The sequence below is a fragment of the Staphylococcus sp. Ze2 genome (genome assembly GCF_048568365.1).
In the GTDB taxonomy this organism is placed as follows: Bacteria; Bacillota; Bacilli; order Staphylococcales; family Staphylococcaceae; genus Staphylococcus; species Staphylococcus xylosus.
The window spans coordinates 630206-651095 of the sequence record NZ_CP183486.1; the positions used below are offsets into that span (position 1 = coordinate 630206).

Annotated in this window: 21 protein-coding genes; 8 read left to right on the forward strand and 13 right to left on the reverse strand. The window is 34.1% G+C overall.

The features are described 5' to 3' along the window. Window positions 1-6 precede the first annotated feature (6 nt). The 4 genes from ACM591_RS02590 (at window position 7) to ACM591_RS02605 (ending at window position 5864) form a co-directional block, all read left to right on the forward strand. A complete protein-coding gene (locus ACM591_RS02590) occupies window positions 7-1893 on the forward strand; it encodes a BglG family transcription antiterminator (protein ID WP_253676028.1) in 1887 nt (628 codons plus the stop codon). Between the two features lie 78 nt (window positions 1894-1971). Further along, a complete protein-coding gene (locus ACM591_RS02595; RefSeq protein ID WP_069796952.1) occupies window positions 1972-3945 on the forward strand; it encodes a PTS fructose transporter subunit IIABC in 1974 nt (657 codons plus the stop codon). 17 nt (window positions 3946-3962) lie between these two features. Beyond that, the gene (manA, locus tag ACM591_RS02600) at window positions 3963-4898 is read left to right on the forward strand and encodes a mannose-6-phosphate isomerase, class I (RefSeq protein ID WP_038679203.1); all 936 of its coding nucleotides are present in this window, start codon (window positions 3963-3965) and stop codon (window positions 4896-4898) included. 66 nt (window positions 4899-4964) lie between these two features. Then, the gene (locus ACM591_RS02605; protein ID WP_029378128.1) at window positions 4965-5864 is read left to right on the forward strand and encodes an ROK family protein; all 900 of its coding nucleotides are present in this window, start codon (window positions 4965-4967) and stop codon (window positions 5862-5864) included. A 197-nt stretch (window positions 5865-6061) separates the two neighbouring features. Here the strand turns inward: ACM591_RS02605 and ACM591_RS02610 are convergent, their stop codons facing one another. The 3 genes from ACM591_RS02610 to ACM591_RS02620 all read right to left on the reverse strand — a co-directional run bounded on the left by ACM591_RS02610 (window position 6062) and on the right by ACM591_RS02620 (window position 9177). Further along, window positions 6062-6520, reverse strand: a complete 459-nt coding sequence (locus tag ACM591_RS02610; protein WP_029378129.1) for a threonine/serine exporter family protein — start codon at window positions 6518-6520, stop codon at window positions 6062-6064. Between the two features lie 13 nt (window positions 6521-6533). Next, the gene (locus ACM591_RS02615; protein ID WP_029378130.1) at window positions 6534-7286 is read right to left on the reverse strand and encodes a threonine/serine exporter family protein; all 753 of its coding nucleotides are present in this window, start codon (window positions 7284-7286) and stop codon (window positions 6534-6536) included. Between the two features lie 601 nt (window positions 7287-7887). Further along, window positions 7888-9177 (reverse strand): homocysteine synthase, encoded by a 1290-nt coding sequence (locus ACM591_RS02620; protein WP_029378131.1) that lies wholly within the window; start codon window positions 9175-9177, stop codon window positions 7888-7890. A 225-nt stretch (window positions 9178-9402) separates the two neighbouring features. On the opposite strand from ACM591_RS02620, the gene ACM591_RS02625 reads away from it, so the two are divergent. Next, a complete protein-coding gene (locus tag ACM591_RS02625) occupies window positions 9403-10308 on the forward strand; it encodes a PLP-dependent cysteine synthase family protein (protein WP_216714953.1) in 906 nt (301 codons plus the stop codon). Beyond that, on the forward strand, window positions 10301-11446 hold the full coding sequence (locus ACM591_RS02630; RefSeq protein WP_058625512.1) for a bifunctional cystathionine gamma-lyase/homocysteine desulfhydrase: 1146 nt from the start codon (window positions 10301-10303) through the stop codon (window positions 11444-11446). The genes ACM591_RS02625 and ACM591_RS02630 overlap by 8 nt, the downstream gene beginning before the upstream one ends. A 135-nt stretch (window positions 11447-11581) precedes the next feature. Here the strand turns inward: ACM591_RS02630 and ACM591_RS02635 are convergent, their stop codons facing one another. The 3 genes from ACM591_RS02635 to ACM591_RS02645 form a co-directional block, all read right to left on the reverse strand. Next, window positions 11582-12829 carry an MFS transporter gene (locus tag ACM591_RS02635; RefSeq protein ID WP_135059165.1) on the reverse strand — a complete coding sequence of 416 codons (1248 nt, stop codon included), beginning with the start codon at window positions 12827-12829 and terminating at the stop codon, window positions 11582-11584. Window positions 12830-12965: 136 nt separating this feature from the next. Next, window positions 12966-13520 carry a TetR/AcrR family transcriptional regulator gene (locus ACM591_RS02640; RefSeq protein ID WP_029378135.1) on the reverse strand — a complete coding sequence of 185 codons (555 nt, stop codon included), beginning with the start codon at window positions 13518-13520 and terminating at the stop codon, window positions 12966-12968. Between the two features lie 91 nt (window positions 13521-13611). Continuing rightward, on the reverse strand, window positions 13612-14085 hold the full coding sequence (locus ACM591_RS02645) for a thioesterase family protein (protein WP_029378136.1): 474 nt from the start codon (window positions 14083-14085) through the stop codon (window positions 13612-13614). Between the two features lie 180 nt (window positions 14086-14265). Here ACM591_RS02645 and ACM591_RS02650 point away from each other — a divergent pair, with 180 nt between their 5' ends. Beyond that, window positions 14266-14472 (forward strand): hypothetical protein, encoded by a 207-nt coding sequence (locus ACM591_RS02650; protein WP_029378137.1) that lies wholly within the window; start codon window positions 14266-14268, stop codon window positions 14470-14472. 128 nt (window positions 14473-14600) lie between these two features. Here the strand turns inward: ACM591_RS02650 and ACM591_RS02655 are convergent, their stop codons facing one another. Genes ACM591_RS02655 through ACM591_RS02685 form a run of 7 tightly spaced genes read right to left on the reverse strand, consistent with a single transcriptional unit; the run spans window position 14601 to window position 19659 of the window. Continuing rightward, window positions 14601-15443, reverse strand: a complete 843-nt coding sequence (locus ACM591_RS02655) for an urease accessory protein UreD (protein ID WP_326026007.1) — start codon at window positions 15441-15443, stop codon at window positions 14601-14603. After that, window positions 15443-16057, reverse strand: coding sequence for an urease accessory protein UreG (gene ureG, locus ACM591_RS02660; protein WP_017723828.1), 615 nt, complete (start codon window positions 16055-16057; stop codon window positions 15443-15445). Before ureG ends, ACM591_RS02655 begins: the two co-directional genes overlap by 1 nt. Window positions 16058-16070: 13 nt before the next feature. Next, window positions 16071-16760: an urease accessory protein UreF gene (locus tag ACM591_RS02665; RefSeq protein ID WP_081225186.1), complete on the reverse strand. Its 690-nt coding sequence runs from the start codon at window positions 16758-16760 to the stop codon at window positions 16071-16073. Then, window positions 16753-17205 carry an urease accessory protein UreE gene (ureE, locus tag ACM591_RS02670; protein ID WP_029378140.1) on the reverse strand — a complete coding sequence of 151 codons (453 nt, stop codon included), beginning with the start codon at window positions 17203-17205 and terminating at the stop codon, window positions 16753-16755. The genes ACM591_RS02665 and ureE overlap by 8 nt, the downstream gene beginning before the upstream one ends. A 10-nt stretch (window positions 17206-17215) precedes the next feature. Then, on the reverse strand, window positions 17216-18931 hold the full coding sequence (ureC, locus tag ACM591_RS02675) for an urease subunit alpha (protein WP_029378141.1): 1716 nt from the start codon (window positions 18929-18931) through the stop codon (window positions 17216-17218). Continuing rightward, window positions 18928-19341, reverse strand: a complete 414-nt coding sequence (locus tag ACM591_RS02680; protein WP_029378142.1) for an urease subunit beta — start codon at window positions 19339-19341, stop codon at window positions 18928-18930. Before ACM591_RS02680 ends, ureC begins: the two co-directional genes overlap by 4 nt. Before the next feature lie 15 nt (window positions 19342-19356). Continuing rightward, complete coding sequence (locus tag ACM591_RS02685) at window positions 19357-19659, reverse strand: urease subunit gamma (protein WP_029378143.1); 303 nt, start codon at window positions 19657-19659, stop codon at window positions 19357-19359. A 215-nt stretch (window positions 19660-19874) separates the two neighbouring features. On the opposite strand from ACM591_RS02685, the gene yut reads away from it, so the two are divergent. Continuing rightward, window positions 19875-20780: an urea transporter gene (gene yut / locus ACM591_RS02690; RefSeq protein WP_029378144.1), complete on the forward strand. Its 906-nt coding sequence runs from the start codon at window positions 19875-19877 to the stop codon at window positions 20778-20780. The last annotated feature ends 110 nt before the right edge of the window (window positions 20781-20890 follow it).

Genomic DNA, 20890 nt, shown 5'->3' on the forward strand with positions numbered 1-20890 from the left:
GGAAATATGGGAAAGCGCGGTGCAATGATGTTAGAAAGACATGCCAAACTCATAAGATTGTTACTCAATAACAGTAATCATTTTTTAAGCGCAGATGAAATAGCAAATTACTTAAACGTCTCTAATAGAACAGTGAGGAACGATATTAAATACATTAATGTTGAAGTATTATCGGCACTAATTGTCAGTATCAAAGGTCGAGGTTTCAAGGTGAACCAAGACCTATATAGTATAGAGTATATAGAGGAAATCGTTTCTTATTTTACAAATAAAGAAAGCGAATTACTTCTAAAATTGGGTTATCATCTCTTAATGCATCAACAACCCACAACTTTAGATTCATTAGCACATCACTTTAATTTATCTAAATCAGAAGTTAGTGATTATTTAATGCGTGTTCAGTCCTGGTGCAATTCGTTTGATATTACTATTAACCTAACTAAGAAAAAAGGTGTCACTGTAAACGGAAACGAAATGAATATTAGAAATGCGATTCTACACTTAAATCAATTATCTTCAAAAAATAAAACGGTTGATGATGTGATATTAGATGAAATACCTAAGGCACATAGCGAGATCATTAGTAAAATTATTGAACGTAACTTAAATGCACATCATATACAAACTTCTAAAATAAGAATAAAGCAATTACTCATACACTTAATTATTATAATTAAACGTAAAAACGATGACGGCTATTCATGGGTAGTCGATAAATCCTCTTACAAAATCGCACAACAATGTATTACAGATATCAATTCGGAATTAGGTTATCAACTTTCAGATGAAACTGCGCAACTTCTATCATTTTTTATTAGCTATTATTTTAATAAATACGATTTAGGGTTTGAACAAATCTTTGTTAAAAGTTATATCGATCGCATGATTCATCAGATGGAGAAAAATGTAGGAGTAGATTTTTCAGAAGATCTAGAACTACGCGACAATCTATATGCGCATTTCAGCAGAACTTACTTACGAATAGTAAAGAATGTTTATATTAATAATCCTTTAACTGAAGATATTAAAAAGTATTATCCGTTTGTGTTTAATGTATTGTATGAGACAGTAAGTCATCTTGCAAAAGATGCAAAAATAAATTTAGTTGAAGATGAAATTGCATTTTTGGCGTTACATTTTCAATCTTCCATAGATCGTCGTAAAAAAGACTCGTTTAATATTGTTATCACTTGTTATTATGGATTAGGAATTTCTAGTTTATTAGAAGCGAAAATTAAAAATATAGATGATAGTATTCATATAGTAGATACATTAAAAATGGAAGATATTAATGATTATAACTTTAGCGATATTGATGTTCTGGTTTCTACGCATCCTATAGAGGATACACAACTGCCTAATGATTTAACTTGTATAGAAGTATCTCCTCTATTTTCAGAGGAGGATGAAAATAAAATTGCTACAGCTTTAAACAGTAAGCAAAATCCGGTATTACATCAAACTGAATTAGCTTCAATTCAGTTTAGTGTATGCTCAGATAAACAGGAACAAGTGGTTGCGAGTTATGTTTTTGAACAGGCTCAAAAGATTTTGGAAAACAATCATGCAGTCACCAAAGATTACATGAAAAGTGCGTTGGAAAGAGAAAAATTTTCTTCTACGTATATTGATAACGGGATGAGTATGCCACATGGTGATCCGGAAAAAGTATTAAAATCACACGTAATTATTTTCAAAAATATGCAAGGTTATATCTGGAAACAAAATAAAGCTAAGCTTGTTTTTTTCTTAGCAATTACAGAACAAGACATTCCCATAATGAAGAAAATTATTCATACTATTGCTAAATTGGATGAGAATGCCGTAGATCAATTGTTAGTACTTGAAGATCAAAGTTTAAAAAAGAAAATCATACACTTAATTAATGAATAATTGCCACTAGTAACGGCAATTATTCTTTTTTATACTCTTGTGAATACGCTTACAATTTATTTGAGGAGGATGAACGTTATGAAAATTTTAGCGATTACGTCGTGCCCAAATGGGATTGCGCACACGTATATGGCCCAAGAAAAATTGGAACAAGCTGCCAAAGATATGGGCGTACATATCAAGGTTGAAACACAAGGTGGTGTAGGTGCAGAAAATGTCTTAACAACAAAAGAAATTAAAGAAGCGGACGGCATTATTATTGCAGCAGATCGCCAAGTAGATTTATCAAGATTTGATGGGAAGTTATTAATTAATGAAAGCGTTAGAGAAGGTATTCATAAACCGGAAATATTGATTCAACGTATTATTGATAAAGATGCTCATATCCATCATGTAACTGATGGAGCTAGTCAGTCTGGCCAAGAAGATAAACCCAAAACAGGTATTCAGATGATTTATCAGCATTTAATGAACGGTGTATCGTTTATGGTTCCTTTTATCGTTGTAGGTGGATTGTTAATGGCGATTGCTCTGACGCTTGGTGGAGAAGCAACTTCAAAAGGTTTGGTGATTCCAGAAGATTCATTTTGGAAATCAGTTGAAAATATAGGCAATTTAGCTTTCAGTTTTATGGTTCCTATATTGGCTGGTTACATTGCAATGAGTATTGCTGATAAACCTGGACTTGTACCAGGTATGATTGGTGGCGCTATAGCGGCTGACGGTAGCTTCTACGGTAGTGATGCTGGAGCTGGCTTTTTAGGTGGTATTGTTGCTGGCTTTATAGCAGGTTACATTGCGAAATGGATTAAAAATGTAAAAATACCAAAAGTAATGGCGCCCATTATGCCGATTATAATAATTCCTATTATCTCATCACTCATTGTGGGATTGATATTTATATTCTTAATTGGTGCACCAATAGCGAGTATCTTTGAAGCATTGACAACTTGGTTGAAAGGTATGCAAGGTACTAACATTGTAATCTTAGCATTAATTATAGGAGCGATGATTGCATTTGATATGGGAGGCCCTGTAAATAAAGTTGCTTTCTTATTTGGTTCAGCGCTAATTGCTGAAGGTAACTATGCTGTAATGGGAATGGTTGCAGTAGCGGTTTGTACACCACCTATTGGTTTAGGTTTAGCTACGTTTATTAATAAACGCAAATTTAATAAAGGTGAAGTAGAAATGGGGAAAGCTTCATTTACTATGGGATTATTTGGTATTACAGAAGGTGCTATTCCTTTCGCTGCACAAGATCCATTAAGAATTATTCCATCCAATATGGTAGGGGCAATGGTAGCAGCAGCTATTGCAGCAATAGGTGGTGTAGGCGATAGAGTGGCTCATGGCGGTCCGATTGTAGCTGTTTTAGGTGGTATAGATCAGATTTTATGGTTCTTTATTGCTGTGATAGTTGGAAGTCTTGTCACGATGAGTTCGGTGCTGTTTTTAAGAAAAAAAACACCAGCATTAGCTATTGATACTAATGGTATTGCAACAGGAATGGTAACGGAACAACAAGATAACGAATCAGAAGCCAGTGCTACAACACATACTACAACGAATATAAATAAAGAAAAAACAACTGAGCAGATAAATAACACAGTTGATGTATTTGATAAAAATGTTATTAAAATAGTTGATAAGAAAAATACAAGAGACGAAGCGATAGACGATCTCATAGATCAACTAGATAAGAATGATTACATTACGGATAAAAAAGAATTGAAAGACGCTGTGCTAAAACGTGAAGCAGAAGCAACGACAGCAATTGGGATGCATGTTGCAATACCTCACGCAAAATCATCAGCAGTGAAACAACCTGTTGTCGCTGTAATGAATAATAAACATGGTATCGACTGGGAGAGTTTAGATGGCACATTGCCTAATATTGTATTTCTAATTGCAGTACCTAACGATAGCAGCGATACACATTTAAAACTGTTACAAAGACTATCACGAACATTAATGGACGACAATATTCGCAAGCAGTTAATTGAAGCAACACAAACTCAACAAATGTACGACTTACTTAAAGAAATATAAGTGGGAGGTAGGAATAAATGCCATTATTATTAAAACCTGTTTTTCAAGAAAGAATATGGGGAGGCAATGCACTTAAAGCATTTAACTATGATATACCTAATGATCATACTGGAGAATGTTGGGCGATATCAGCACATCCGAACGGTCCAAACATTATTGAGAATGGACGTCATAAAGGTAAAACATTAGATGAAGTTTGGGCAGAAGACAAAGTATTATTTGGAAATCCTACAGAAGATAAGTTTCCATTATTAACTAAAATATTAGATGCAAATGATAATTTGTCAGTACAAGTACATCCAGATAATACGTATGCGCAAAAGTATGAAGGTGAATATGGTAAGACTGAATGTTGGTATATCTTAGATGCAAAAGAAGATGCAGAAATTATTTACGGTGTAAATGCACAGAATCAAAATGAGTTAAATCAAATGATTGATAACAAACAATTCGATGCATTATTCAAATCAGTTAAAGTACAAGCAGGAGACTTCTTCTATGTGCCAGCGGGTACCGTGCACGCAATAGGAGAAGGGATATTAATCCTAGAGACACAACAATCTTCTGATACTACTTACCGCATTTATGATTACGATAGAACTGATAAGGATGGCAATAAAAGAGCGCTTCATTTAGAAGAAAGCAAAGAGGTAATTGACCTTTCGGCTAGCTCACCCAATACATCAGCTAAGCATGAAATGATTCAAGGTCAGGATTATACGCAATTTGTATCTAATACGTTCTTTACAGTGGAAAGATGGATAATCAATGGTCATTTAACTTATACAAAACCACAATCATATTGTCTAGTATCTATTGTAGAGGGCAATGGCGAAGTTACGGTAAATAATGAAACTATTACTTTAGAAAAAGGGGCACATTTTATACTGACGACTGAGGATGAAGAAATAACATTTAAAGGTGAGATGACATTTATCGTTAGCTATGTATAAAAAAGTTAAAGGCGAGATAATTTTAGTTATCTCTGCCTATCTATGTAATCATAGGAGGTAATTACCATGCTGAAAATTTGTACAGATATAGGTGGAACAAAGACAATTGTAGGTTTGATTAATGAAGATTTAGAAATTATAGAGAGCCATAAATTTGAAACGTATATAGATAATCCTGAACAACAGTTTACTGAAATAATCAATATAGCTAACACTTACTTAAAAAGTGTTGAACATGTGGATGATAAAGTACTAAATATTGCTATGCCTGGGCCGTGTGATTATACTCAGGGTGTTTTTTTAAATCCTCCTAATTTGCAAAGATACAATGGCTTTAAGGCAGGTAAATTCATCACTGAACATAGTTCATTCAAACCATATTTTGTAAATGATACGGATGCTGCTATATTAGCAGAACAACGCTATGTTTCATCGAGCACAAAAGATTTTATATATTTAACTATAAGTACAGGTGTTGGCATGGCATATATGAGAAATGGCAAGCTAGTTTCTGGTAGCGATGGTAATTTCGGTGAGATTGGTCATACAATTATTAAAGATAATAGTGACTACCTATGCCCTGTTTGTAGACAATATGGTTGCGTCGAAAATGAAATTTCTGGACTAGCAATAAGTAGAAAAGCAGGTGTATTGCTTAATAAAGAAGTTAGTACGAGAGAAGCAATAGAACTATATAATGCAGGAGAAAATAAGCAAATCGTACAGATGATAGAAGAAGTAATAGATTTAACACAAAAGTTATGCACGAACCTATATAGTATCTTCAACGTATATGATATCGTACTTGGAGGTGGTGTAACACAAAGTTCATTACCTTATAAAGCGCGAATTGAAGCATATGCACAAAAACATCACTTGATTCAAAATAGAGAAATAGTAGTCAGAATAAGTGATTTAGATGCGAATGTGCTAACGGGGCTTTATTTTGTGAACAAAAATAAATAAAGGCTTTCTAGTGTCTATGGGAGTGATACAGAAATCTATTTTTGATGAAAAGGTTCTGTTCTCTCTCCGAGGCAATGGAGACTAGAGTTGAAAAACATCTTTTAAAGGCTTTTTCAACTCTAGTCATCTTTACCATTATAATGAGTTGAGACAGAAACATTATTTATATTTCAATCACATGCGCACTGTGGAACTTTTTATAATTTGTTTCTTTTCACTAATAATAATTTACGGATATTGAGTGTCTTCGATAACTGGTCAGAAAGTAACAGGCCTAGAGCAATTGATCCAGCAATCAAAATAGCACGAATAAATGTATTTGTAGCATCTGTGAAATTGAGCGTCACAAGTTGCTGGGTCGCTCTAAAGGCAATGCTACCAGGGACCAAAGGTATAATACCAGGAATCATAAATAACACAACTGGTGCTTTATAAACACGACTTAAGATATGTGCTATTAAACCTAGTGTTAAACTTCCTAACAAACTTGTGTATATACTATCCATATGAAAGTTTCTTTCTAAAATAAAAGTTATGGAATAACCCATAGCGCCAGCCAATCCGGCAGGTAAGAATATTTTTCTAGGTGCATCGTAAATCACATTGAAAAAGTAAGATGCACTGAAACTACATAGAAATGTGAATAGAATCGTCATTACGATCCCCCCTTTAAAAGATGAGATAAGCGATAGCAATGCCAGACCCTATAGCAAATGCGATTACAAGTGCTTCTAAGAACTTGGCTGTAAACATTAACATATGTCTTCCGAACAAATCTTGAATAGCTGTTGTTATTAGTACACCTGGAACTATTGGCATAACAGCTGCAATCATCGCTGGACCGAACATTTTATTGACATTAAATAAATTGGACCCCAAAATAACCAGCATACCAAGTACAAAAGAACCCACAAATTCAGGAATAAACATCGTCAATGATTTACTCTGCATATATTCAACAATTAAGAAACCAATTGACCCGGCAATAATTGTGGTGATTGCATCTGCCCAGGTTCCCCCTTGTAAATATAGAAAACTTAATGAAATTATTCCTGCAGCCATTACCTTTTTCCATAATGGAATACTTAAATTAGCGCGATCGATATTTTTTAATAGAATATAAGCCTGATCAATAGATAGTTGGTTACTGGTAAGCTGTCTAGAAATTGAATTAACTTGAAATATTTTTAATAAGTTGGTGCTGTTTTTGTTTATGCGTAATATACGTGTGTCATGTTCTTCGCTTAATGAAAAGTTGATGAACACATTAATTACATAACCTTGGCTATTATAATAGCCCATACAAATTGCGATGCGGCGCATGGTATCTTCTACTCTTGATACTTCAGCACCAGAGGAAAGTAGTATCTTTCCAGCTAATAGGATAACACTTACGGTTAACTTGTCTTTATTTTCACTCAAATGAACACCCCAACTTATGCGATTAATATGATTATTATCCCAATATTAATTTACAAATTCAATATGAAATATAAAGCATAGATAAAGGTATAGCGAATATAGAGGGGAGGCTTAGGTTTGTGTGAGGTCATAGTCCTAGGGAGTCTAAAAAGTTCATTGACTGGTGGATAGGAGGAACCTATGTATTGTACTTCACTATTCATTTTTACATATGATATATGATTAAGGCTGAGGCAATTAATTTGCCTCAGCCTTTTTAGTATTAACCTAGTTTTTAGTTTAGTTTTGTTTTGCATAAGCATCACTAAGCAAATTCCTACGTTAATTTTCAAGTGTTTAAAGGAATACAAAAGTAATCTTTTGCATAAGCATCACTAAGAAAATTCCTACGTTAATTTTCAAGTGTTTAAAGGAATACAAAAGTAATCTTTTGCATAAGCATCACTAAGAAAATTCCTACGTTAATTTTCAAGTGGTTAGAGGAATACAAAAGTGTTCTTTTGCATAAGCATCACTAAGAAAATTGCTACGCTAATTTTCAAGTGTTTAAAGGAATACAAAAGTAATCTTTTGCATAAGCATCACTAAGAAAATTCCTACGTTAATTTTCAAGTGATGCTTTAAAACCTTTTTCAAGGTCATTAATTATGTCATCAATATTTTCAGTTCCAACTGATAATCTTACAAGTTCTGGTACAACGCCTGAAGCTTGTTGTTCTTCAGGTGATAATTGTAAATGTGTAGTACTAGCAGGATGGATGATTAAAGATTTAGAATCCCCAACATTTGCTAAGTGAGAGAATAGATTTAAAGCATCAACAAATTTTGCAATATCTTCAACAGAACCGTCTACACCAAATGTGAGCACTGCACCTTGACCATTGGGTAAATACTTTTGGGCAAGATCGTGATATTTATTGTTTTCTAATCCTGGATAATTCACCCAAGTTACGTTTGGATGTTGTTCCAAATATTGTGCAACACGCAAGGCGTTTTCAGAGTGTCTTTCTAAACGTAAATGTAAAGTTTCTAATCCTAATAAAAATTCATGAACGTTGAACGGTGACACTGCTGAACCTAAATCACGTAATAATTGTACACGTGCCTTCGTTATATAGGCTGCTTCTCCAACATCTTTAGCATATGAAATGCCATGATAACTTGAATCAGGTTCCACAAGGCCTGGGAATTTACCATTATCCCAATTGAAATTACCACTATCTACAATAACACCACCTATAGAAGTACCGTGACCACCTATAAATTTAGTTGCTGAATGTACAATAATATCTGCACCAAATTCAAAAGGACGTAGTAAATATGGTGTTGGGAAAGTATTATCCACAATTAAAGGGATGTTATTTTGATGGGCAACGGTTGCGACTGCTTCAATGTCTAACACATCAATTTTTGGATTACCTATAGTTTCAGCATAAACAGCTTTTGTTTTATCGGTAATAGCGTGTGCAAAATTTTCAGCATCACTTGGGTCTACAAAATGAACTTTGATTCCTAATTTTTTAAAAGTAACATTTAGTAAATTATAAGTTCCTCCATACAAGTTAGAAGAAGCTACAATTTCGTCTCCAGATTCTACAATATTTAAGAGTGCTAAATGAATTGCAGCTTGTCCTGAAGACGTCGCTAAAGCTCCGATGCCACCTTCAAGTGCTGCAATACGTTCTTCAAAAACATTTTGCGTTGGGTTCATTATTCTAGTATAAATATTGCCAGGTTCTTCTAAAGCAAAAAGCTTTCTCGCATGTTCAGTATTATCAAATACATAACTAGAAGTCTGATAAATAGGAACTGCACGTGATTTTGAAAAATCATCTGTTACTTGACCGCCGTGGATGGAAAGTGTATCTAAATGCCAAGGGTTTTGAGTCATGATATAAATCCTCCTAAAATTAGAATTTTCTGATAATTTTCACTATACAAGAGCTTTTTAACCTTTTCAACTATTTCTTATTAAAAAAGTAAGAATTAATTTGTGTTTTTTACAATGTATTTAATCCAAAGAGGTTGCAAAGAGAAGAGAAATTGTTTATAATTCTTATCGTTATAGTAGGATATTGTGAAAAAGAATGGAAATGGTTAATTCATGGAGGAAAAAATGATTGGTTTTGACTTAATAGGAAACACACCGCTTGTACTTTTAAAATCATTTAGTAATAAAGACGTTCAAATTTATGCAAAGTTAGAACAGTTCAACCCTGGCGGTAGCATAAAAGATAGATTAGGGAAGCATTTAATCGAGGTAGCTTTGAAAGATAGTGCGATTCATGAGGGCGATACAGTAGTTGAAGCATCAGCTGGTAATACGGGCATCGGCGTTGCTCTTGCAGCCAACTATTATGGTCTAAATAGTGTAATCTTTGCGCCTTTAGGTTTCTCTGAAGAAAAAGTGTCTATTATAAAAGCTTTAGGAGCGAAAGTAATAAGAACAGAACAAGAACTTGGTATGGAAGGTGCAAAAATAGCAGCACGAGAATTCGAATCAAAAACGGGAGCTTTTTATTTAAATCAATTTGAATCGAAACATAATCCTGAAGCCTATCAATATACCTTAGCACAGGAAATTACGGACCAACTAGATGACATTGATTATTTTGTCGGTGGTGTAGGATCTGGTGGAACCTTTGCAGGTATTGCTGAACATTTATCTCAATTTAATATTGAAAGTGTCATAGTAGAACCTGAAGGATCTATCTTAAGCGGTGGCCAAGCACATGCACATGATATAGAAGGCATTGGTTCTGAACAATGGCCATCATTTTTACCTGAAACATTAGTAGCGGATATTATAAAAGTCAGCGATGATGACGCATTTAAAAATGTAAAATTAATCGCTCAACAAGAAGGGCTCTTAGTTGGCAGTTCATCAGGGGCAGCGCTACAGGGAGCACTAGACATAAAAAAACATATTAACAAAGGTGTTATTGTCACAGTTTTTCCTGACGGAAGTGACCGATATATGTCAAAACAAATCTTAAATTATAAGGAGAATGATTATGAATAAAAAAACACAATTAATACATGGCGGCGTGACAACAGACCCATACACAGGCGCAGTAACGACACCAATTTATCAAACGAGTACTTATATTCAAGATGATATTGGGGATATGAGACAAGGTTACGAATATTCACGGTCTGCGAATCCTACAAGAACTGCGTTGGAAGGGCTAATTGCAGATTTAGAAGAAGGGCAATTTGGCTATGCATTCGGTTCTGGTATGGCAGCCATTTCAGCAGTTATTATGTTGTTAGATAAAGGTGATCATTTATTAATTAATTCAGATGTTTATGGTGGCACGTATAGAGCATTATCTAAAGTGTTTACTCGTTTTGGTATAGAAGCTGATTTTATTGATACAACGAAAATTGACGAAATTGAACAATATATTAAACCTGAAACGAAAATGTTATACATTGAGACACCATCTAATCCATTATTACGTGTAACAGATATTAAAAAATCTGCCGAGCTAGCTAAAAATCATAATTTGATTTCCGTCGTAGATAATACGTTTATGACACCTTATTTCCAAAATCCATTAAAATTTGGTATCGATATTGTATTGCATTCTGCAACAAAATATCTCGGAGGTCACAGTGATGTTGTTTCTGGCTTAGTTGCTACAAATGACGAAGCATTAGCAGAACGTATTGGATTTATTCAAAATTCAACAGGTGGTGTACTTGGACCACAAGATAGTTATTTATTAATTCGAGGTATTAAAACCTTAGGTATACGTATGGAACAAGTACAACGCAATACCCTTGAAATTATAGCAATGTTGCAAGAACATAATGCTGTTAGACAAGTATTCCACCCAAGTATTGCTACTCACTTAAATCATGATATTCATCAAAGCCAAGCAGAAGGGCATACAGGTGTAATTGCATTTGAAGTTGCAGATATAGAAAGTGCTAAGCAAGTAATTAAAGCATCTAAGTATTTTACGTTAGCTGAAAGTTTAGGTGCGGTAGAAAGTTTAATTTCCGTACCTGCGTTAATGACGCATGCATCTATACCAAAAGATATTCGTGAGAAAGAAGGCATTGCAGACGGCTTGATTCGTTTGTCTGTTGGTATTGAAGATACAGAAGATTTAGTAGAAGATTTAAAAACAGCACTAAGTACTTTAAATTAATTAGATATAAAGATAACCCAGGAAATACTTCATTTAATCAGACCCTTTAAAGAAGATGTTAAAAACTTCTTTAAAGGGTCTGATCATTTTCAGAAGAAAACTGGGTTATTTTCAATTTATACGAAATTGAATAGCTTAATTATTGTTATATTCTGTTTGCGATGGTGTTTCAAATTCAAAAGAACGTTCTGAATTTAAAACATCAGCATTGGTTTGTTGTAATTTGCTATAGTATCCTTTAGGTACTTTGCTTTTGGTAATTTCAACCTTAGGATAAATTAATAGAGGTATGAAACCAATTACGCCATATATTAAAAAAGTCTGTTTGTAGCTTAGTATATCTATGAATACACCTGCGAAAGAAGAACCGATGATTTGTCCAACTGCTAATAGTAAAAAAGGAATACCTATACCTAACGAAGCATTTTTTACAAATAATTTAATCCCCCAAACAAGTAAAACACCTGTTAAAAATATATAACTCATACCAAATAATGAAGATGAAATAAATGGGAGTAACCATATATTTGGGGTGAATGCTAGTAAAACTGTGGCACATGCTAACGCAATTACGCCGATATTAAACGCAAAATGAAGACTTTTCTTATCGATAATAGCTCCAGATATACCGCCAATCACCCCGAAAATACCAATTAAAATCCAAAATATAGAAAGAGCTATATCTGAGTAATGACCAGTAAGTTGAACAAATGACTTTGAAAAGGTCCAAAATGGTGCAGTTGAAACACCGAGTATTGTAGAAGCCATTACAATACGTTTACTAGCGGAAATATCTCTGATATTCAAACTACCAGTATCGATTTTAATATCCTGTTGTAGACTTGGAATTATAATATAATTCCAAGTTAATACAATTAATGATATAAATGCATAGATTAGGTAGGTGTCACGCCAATCAAGAAAGATAAACATAGCAGTTATACCAGTGAACACTAAACCTAAACTTGTACCTGAATTAATCCATGTATTTGCTTTGCCTTGATCTTGCATTTTAATCCATAAAGAAATTGTATAACCATAGGGTGGTGATACTAATCCAGTACTAGCTCCAGCAAATATGACACCTAAGGAAAGTATGATTGCATCTGATGAGAAGCCTATTAGAATTAAGCCAATTAATACAGAAAGCCCTGCAAAGATAATCATCCGTTTAGGGCCGACCTTGTCAGTTTTCAACGTAGAATAAATAATTGTAAAACAATAGGCCAAATAAAATAGTGATGAAATCATACCCGCTTGAGAAGCTGTTAACCTTAAGTCTGTGGAAATCTCTGGGAGAAAGAGACCAAAACTAAATCTGCCCAAGCCATAAGTCGTAGCAATCATAGCGATACCTGGTAATACAAGTTTTGAAAATTTCATAAAATACCTCCACATTTATATAGAATGTTCATTCTAATAAAAGATAAAAATATATAGAATGTTCATTCTATTTTTGTTTTGAAATAACGAGTAGGGTAGTGATTCTTTCGAATACTAGTACCTACTCGTCTATGATTTATTGATTATGCGCTTCATGTAATAATAACTTTGCCATAGTAATAGCATGTTCAGTAGCTTCTTTAGACCCCAGTAATGCAGTCATTGAAGTTGTGCCTTCTAATAACAATGTGTATTGTACAGCGAGATCATAGCCGTTATCAATACCTGCATCGTTAGCGAGTTTTTCTAAATAATGCAACAGGCGTGCTTTATGTCCTCTTGCAGTGCTTTCGATTTCATTATCAGTATCAGCATAATCTTCAATCGCTCGCATAAACATATCACCTTTATAAGAGTAGTCATTAAGCCATTGACAATGTGCTTGAACGGCTGAAATAAAAGGCTTATCTGGGCGTTTTTCGACGAAACTATCGAGATAACGCCAATAGCGTGCTTCTCTTTGTTTTAATACTTGTGCTACTAAATTATCTTTAGATTCAAAATGGTTATATAGTGTCATGGTTGCAACATTTGCTTCTTGAATAATCTGCTTTAAACCAACACCACGAAAGCCATGCTCATAAAATAAACGTTCCGCGACACTCAGTATATCTTGTTTCTTCTGCGACATAGTATCTCACACTTCCAAAATAGAATGGTCATTCTACCTTATGGTATCAATAGAGAGATATGATGTCAAAAGCGAAGTATGTCGCAATGCACTATTTACTTTGAGGTATTTGAATAACATGACCTAATTGTTTAGGTGCATCAAAATGTTGTTGTTGATCAAAATAATTTTTAATTTTTTCTTGAATAGGTGTTGGGAATTCTGTGCTACTTCTAGTATGGTTGTTAACCCCCATCATCATCGCTTCATATGTAGCAGTGCGTTCATTATTTGCGTTGAACATAGTTAAGAATAAATGTATCCGTTTAGCATCATAATTATAAATATGAATCTTGATGTAAAAAGCATCGTGAAGTAATAGTTCCTTTAAATAAGAAATGTGCGCTTCAACGTTAAATATTGTAACGTCTTGGCTGTGACGATAATCAGTTGAAAAATCAATATGTTCCAAAAATCCAGCGACTGCATCACTAAATACGGAATAATATTGCGCATCATGCATATGATTATTATTATCTATCCAAGATGGTTGTACTGTGTTTTTATAAATATATTCTTCTATCACAAGATCACTCCTACCAGAAATTATTTATTAGCCTTTACTATTGTAGCAATAATAAAAGTACAGAGTTAACAATTTGTTTATTTATAAAAAGCATTTGGTATTCTTTATTAATAAACTAGGTTAAGATGGTATGACAATTAGTAATTTTAGTGAATGTTACTCAGATGGGAGGGGGATTTTATGGTGTTCGTTGCATTAATATTATTTATTTTATCTTTAGTTTTACTTATTTATTCTATTACTTTATTAATGGGGAAAGATGGGACATTATTTAGTTTGTTTACTAAAAAAGAAAATGAATTGAAAAAAAGTCAAAAATTAACAATTTATATTACGACGATTGTATTATTAGTATCTAGTCTTGTGTGGTTCTTGAATATAATTTAGTTTTTTAATTATAATACCATGAGTTTTACAGTAAGTGTTATTTAGATTAGTCGTTAGTTAAATTATCAAACTAGATTAATATAAAAAGGAGAGCGCAAAATTTTGGGCTCTCCTTTAGATTATAGTTTTTAATATTTTCTTAAAAAATCCACATCACGATCAAATATTGTTTTTACTACAAATTCTTGTAAGGTCGTCAATATTTTTTCTATTATTTGTGTTTTGTTTGATAATATTCGAATGCTAAAACCGTGTGTTGGTAACTTAGTGATGCCGAAACGACAATCATATTGCTGTTGATAATGCTTGATTTGTTCATAAACACTGTCGATTAATTTTTGATTTACATTAGGGTGTATAAAATAACACGACCCTAAGTGTGTGTAATCTTCCATATAACCAAGCCCATCGACTTTATTCTTGGATGGTTCAAGCAAAGTATTATCAAAAACTACCAATTCATCATCAACATAAATTTCATTTAATAGGTGCATATACTTATAACTGAATTTTTTATCATCTTTAGAATAACCTGGAGTTAATATGTCTGTATAAAATAATGCAGCTGTAGGTTTTAAATGAAAAGTATTATGTTGATAGAATTTTGCATTTTCAAAAGCGATAATTGGATCGCCTACATACTCAGCATATCCATCATCTTGAATACTAAAGTTTTGGTATTGTTCTACATGATCATTAGGTGTTTTATAAATTTTTGTAGCACCTTGTGAAGTTAAGATAACTTTTGCATTAGGTTCAATATTAAAATCCATTTTGTAACGATCTCCATCTAAGTAACCGCCACCTACATTTACAATATAAAATGTAGGTATATCAGAGTTATTTAAATAAACTGGTCGCATGACTTTTAAGGCTTTTTCGAAAAAAATATCACGCGCCACCGATTTCTTGCCATTATTAAAGACAGTTAAATCTAATTGGCCGGTCCATTGATTCTGTCCATCAGACATTAAGCTAACCCTTTAAGAAATACGTCTTGTTCTATCCACTCAATAACTTCATCTAAACCTTCATCTGTTTTAAGATTTGTAAAAGTGAAAGGACGATTGCCACGGAATACTTTTGTATCTTCGGCCATGCGTTCTAATGACGCACCAACATAAGGTGCTAAGTCAGTCTTGTTTATAACAAAGAAATCGGATTTAATCATACCTTGTCCACCTTTTCGAGGGATTTTTTCCCCTTGAGCAACATCGATAATATAGATAGAGAAATCTACTAATTCTGGACTGAAAGTAGCAGCTAAATTGTCGCCACCAGATTCGATGAAAATAAGTTCGATATCATCGTTTCGTTCTTTTAATTCATCAATTGCAGCAAAATTCATTGAGGCATCTTCACGTATAGCTGTATGGGGGCAACCACCCGTTTCTACACCGATAATTCTGTCTTCAGGTAATACGCCAGAATTAACTAATATTTTTTCGTCCTCTTTTGTATAAATGTCATTCGTGATGACACCAATACTCATGTCTTTTGCTAAGCGTTTTACAATTTTTTCAATAAGTTGCGTTTTTCCTGCACCAACAGGTCCACCAACACCTATTTTAATTGTGTCTGTCATAAAGTTTGACCTCCTAAGATATAAAAATTCTTACGTTCACGTTTTCATGTTCCATCTGGTTGATTTCTAAACCTGGTGCAGTAATACCAAGTTGTGATTCATCTAAAGTCATAATATGATCTCTAGTATCTTTCATGATAGGTATCATTTGATGAACGATACGTTGCCCAGCAGTTTGACCTAAGGGTATTGCGCGTACTGCATTTTGAGTAAGGCTAGACACGTTTTGATATAAATAGTAATCAATAATCGTTTCTATATCGACCCCGAGATGATGGCCAAGCATAGTAAAACAAATAGCGGGGTGTAATATCGCTTTTTTATCAAGCATTTGAGCATGATACCAGTCTAACCAATCACTATCATATAGCTCAGAAGCAAGTTTCACCATACGATTACCCATCTGTTTAGAACCTTGCCGTGTTTCTTTTGGTATATTTTGTACAAAAAGGATACGATCTAATCGTAAAATAGCTTGTGTATCATCTTGTTCGAGCGCATTGTATACGAGACGCATCGTTAAGCCATCAGCATAAGTTAATTGTTCATTTAGAAAAAGTATGAGCCATTGCTGAAAACTTTGTTCATCATGAACGATATCGCGTTGGATATAAGTTTCAAGTCCAAATGAATGGCTGAAAGCACCTGTTGGAAATTGTGAATCACAAAATTGAAACAAGCGTAGGTGTGCGTGATCAATCATGTGAATGACCTATATGTCTGAATGCTTTATTAACTTTACGATCTTCATGTTCATATGGTATTCCTAAATCTTTCAATAGTGATTCGACTAAGTAATCATATTGAACGAGCATCTCAGTTTCTGTAAATTGCGCAGGTAAATGTCTATTACCAAGTTGATGAGCGATATCTCCCATTTCTTGTAAAGAGCGAGGTTTAATTACAAGCAAATCTTCAGAATTTACATCTACGACGATCATATTAGTATCATCTTTATACAAAATATCTCCATATTGTAAGTCGATTGGCTGTTTTAAACGGATACCAATTTCATTACCGTGATCTGTTTTAACACGTTGAATGCGTTTAACTAAATCAGAGTTTTCTAAATATACTTTTTCTATATGTTTTCCTTTATCGCTATCTGAAATGTTAGCAATATTACCTACGATTTCTTCGATGATCATTTTTAACCTCCTAGAATAAGAAATAACGTTGTGTTAATGGTAGTTCTGTAGCTGGTTCACTCGTGATTTTTTCACCATCTACAAATACTTCATATGTCTGCGGATCAACGTCTATTTTTGGCGTTGCACTATTATTTTTCATATCTGCTTTAGTTAGCTTACGAATATTATGCACAGGTCTTAATTTACGTTTTAAACCTAATAATTTGCCAATATCATTTTCATAAGCAGTAGTAGATACGAATGTCATTGAAGTACCTTGCATATTTCCTCCAAGTTGACCATACATCTTACGGTATTTTAGTGGTTCTGAAGTTGGGATAGAACCATTAGCATCCCCGTTAATTGCAGTGTTTATTAATCCACCTTTAACAATGACATCAGGTTTAACGCCGAAGAATGCGGGCTCCCACATAATTATATCAGCGAGTTTACCTTCGTCGATTGAACCTACGTAATCTGAAATACCATGAGTAATAGCAGGGTTAATTGTATATTTCGCAATATAGCGTTTGATTCTATTATTGTCATTATATTCGCTGTCACCATCTAGTGAACCACGTTGCTCTTTCATACGGTGTGCAACTTGCCAAGTTCTTGTAATTACTTCACCGACACGTCCCATAGCTTGTGAATCAGAGCTAACCATACTAAATACACCAATATCTTGTAATACGTCTTCTGCAGCAATCGTTTCTTTACGAATACGTGAATCTGCAAAAGCAATATCTTCTGGTATAGAAGCATTTAAATGGTGAGTAATCATAACCATATCTAGATGTTCATCAATTGTATTTACAGTGTAAGGTAAAGTAGGGTTTGTGGAAGATGGTAGTATGTTGGAATAAGCTGCGGATTTAATTAGGTCAGGTGCATGTCCGCCACCTGCGCCTTCTGTATGGTACATATGCAGTACACGGTCTTTAACCGCAGCCATTGTTTCTTCCATAAAGCCTGCTTCGTTTAATGTATCTGCGTGTAATGCAATTTGAACGTCATAATCGTCAGCAACTTGAAGGGCATGATCTAATGCTGAAGGTGTCGCACCCCAGTCTTCATGTACTTTTAAACCGATAGCGCCAGCATGTATCTGCTCTACTAAAGCAGTATGGTTAACTGCTTGGCCTTTACCAGTAAAACCAATGTTTAAAGGTAACGATTCTGCTGCTAGTAACATACGATGTAAATGCCAAGGGCCTGGAGTAACAGTAGTTGCTTTAGCACCTTCAGATGCTCCTGTCCCACCACCGATATGCGTTGTAATACCACTTTCAAGGGCAACTTGAGATTGTTCAGGATTTACGAAATGGACGTGAGTATCGATACCGCCAGCTGTTATTATTTTACCTTCTGCAGAAATAATATCTGTAGTTGCACCAATAATAATGTCTACGTTATCCATAATATCTGGGTTGCCAGCTTTACCTATTTTCATAATATAACCATTTTTGACACCAATATCTGCTTTAACAATTTTATCGTAATCAAGAATTAGCGCATTTGTAATTACTAAATCTGCTACTTGTTTATCATCACGTGTCACATTAGGGTTCTGAGCCATACCGTCACGGATTGATTTACCGCCACCAAATGCGGCTTCATCACCATATGTTGCGTAATCTTTCTCGACACGAGCAAATAAATTGGTATCTCCTAATCTTACAGAGTCTCCGACAGTAGGGCCATATAGACTTGTATATTGTGATTGCGTCATTTTAAAACTCATCTGTTATACCCACTTTCTTTATTAGCATTTTCGCTGACTTTATTTTCTTCAGCTATAACTTCTGTAGCGCTGTCGTCATCTTCAGCCTTATAAACACGCGCCTCGTCAATAGGTCCATTCACTTCACCATGGAAACCAAAAATTCTTCTTTTACCGCTATATTCAACGAGCTGAACTTCTTTTTCGTCACCAGGTTCAAAACGCACTGCGGCACCAGCAGGGATGTCTAAACGTTTCCCATAAGCTTTTTCTCGTTCAAATTGTAAGGCGGGATTCGCTTCAAAAAAATGATAATGAGAACCTACTTGAATAGGGCGATCTCCTGTGTTTTTTACATCGAGTATAGTAGCGTTGTGTCCGCGATTAACTTCAATTTCTGTACGTTTAACTATAATTTCGCCAGGTTTCATAATTAACTTCCTCCTCTACACAATTGGGTGATGAACGGTAATTAATTTAGTACCATCAGGGAAAGTTGCTTCAATTTCCATTTCGGTTAACATATCTGAAACGCCCTCCATTACATCATCCTCACCTAGTATTTGCTTGCCGTAACTCATAAGTTCTGCAACAGTTTTTCCATCTCTTGCACCTTCTAATAACTCAAAACTTATAATGGCAACTGCCTCAGGATAATTCAACTTAAGACCTCTTTGTTGACGTCTACGAGCTAAATCCGCTGCAATAACTAACATTAGTTTGTCTTGTTCACGTTGTGTAAAATGCACATGCTCACTACCTTTCGACGTTTTTATAAAATAAATATATAGTATGTGACTAATCTAATAATAAGACGATTGGACGTATACTACAAGAATAACCCTCTGAATTAAATTAATGACGAAAAAAATAGGGTTGAAATTAAATATGTATTGCTTTAAATTTTATCCGGTATAATATATTATATTGTATGGTGGAATAAGTATAGAAACTAGGTGACAATGTGAACGCTGTTCGAATCATATTAAAGAACATCGCACAAGTACTGCTCTTAGATAATGCATGGACAGGGCTATTTATTTTATTAGGTTTATTCGTAGGAAATTGGAAAGTTGGTATTATGGCCTTAGCTGCGAGTATTATTGCATTATTATTAGCGAAACGAACAAATTACTCACAAGAAGAGATTAATACGGGATTAGCAGGTTTCAATCCAGTACTAACAGCAATTGCATTGACACTATTTTTAGTGCCAGAATGGTACAGTATATTAATTGCTTTTATAGCAATTGTGATTACAATGCCAATCGGCTCAGCATTTAGAGAATTTTTTAAGCCTTTTGGTGTGCCTATGTTAACTATGCCATATGTGTTTGTTAGCTGGGTAATCTTACTAATGTCATTTCAATTTAAGTTTGTAAATGCAGATGTCAATATATTGCCTGATATAGTACAAGAGATACAATTTTCAGGACATAGTATACATTTTATAAATGCTTTTTTATCAGGCTTTAGTGAAATATTCTTGTTGAAGAGTATTATGGCAGGATTATTGATTCTTATAGGTATTTTTATTGCTTCAAGAAAGGCTGGTTTATTTGCTATAGTAGCCAATTTAATTGGTTTTACTGCTGTATTAGTGCTTGGTGCAAATCATGATCAAATTAATGATGGATTATTTGGATATAATGTCATACTTACAGTGCTGGCTTTAGGTGTTGCTTTCCGTACTAGGATTCAACGATATGTCAGCATTGTTTTAGGAATCCTTTTGACAGTTGTATTACACGCGGGCATGACGACTTTATTAACGCCGTTCGGTTTGCCAGTGTTTACGCTTCCTTTTATTATAGCGACGTGGATTATGTTGTTTGCAGGTAATCAAATGAAGGTACAACAAATTGATTAGCGTGGCATTATAGAATCAATATCCTAAATCATATTTTATAATATAGGCATCGTTTAAGAGTAGCTCGATTTTCTAATTGATTATTAATTTATTAGGAAGAAGGAATTATA